This window comes from Planotetraspora phitsanulokensis (assembly GCF_016863295.1).
GTDB lineage: Bacteria > Actinomycetota > Actinomycetes > Streptosporangiales > Streptosporangiaceae > Planotetraspora > Planotetraspora phitsanulokensis.
Window position 1 is genome coordinate 1 of record NZ_BOOP01000094.1, and the last position, 626, is coordinate 626.

The window sequence follows — 626 nt, forward strand, 5'->3', positions numbered from 1 at the left end:
CGAGTAGCCCGATCGGTAAAGTGAACCCGTGATGACGACCGCTGACTCGCACACTGGCAGACGCCTGACGGCGCGCGGTGCAAAGACGCGGGCAAGGATCGTCGCCGCGGCAGCCGACCTGATGTACATCCGAGGAGTCGGGGCTACCACGCTTGATGACGTGCTAGCGGCGAGCGGAGTGAGCAAGTCGCAGTTGTACCACCACTTCGACGGCAAGGACGCGCTCGTGCGGGCCGTGATCGACCACGTGGGAGAACGCGTCATCGAGCGTGAGCGCGACGCCCTCGGCCATGTCTCGACGATCCCAGGGCTGCGACGCTGGCGGGACGCGTTGGTCCAGAACAATGCCCTTCGGCATGGCGCCTACGGTTGTGCGCTCGGCTCGCTGGCCTCCGAGGTCTCCGATCACGACGCTCTCGCGCGCCAGGCCCTGTCCGACCTGTTCACCGAATGGCAGGGACTGCTGGCAGGCGTGTTGCGACGGCTTCAAGACGGTGGTGTGCTTGGGCCCGAGGCGTCGATAGACCAGCTCGCGACTGGGCTTATGGCCGCCCTCCAGGGCGGGTACATGCTGGCCCAGACTGCGCGCGATGTCACACCGATGGCAACATCGATCGACATGGCAC

Annotated in this window: 1 protein-coding gene; it reads left to right on the forward strand. The window is 66.0% G+C overall.

All coding sequences use genetic code 11. The features are described 5' to 3' along the window. Positions 1-31: 31 nt before the first annotated feature. The coding region (locus Pph01_RS42525) for a TetR/AcrR family transcriptional regulator (RefSeq protein WP_239117426.1) at positions 32-626 on the forward strand (595 nt) is incomplete at its 3' end.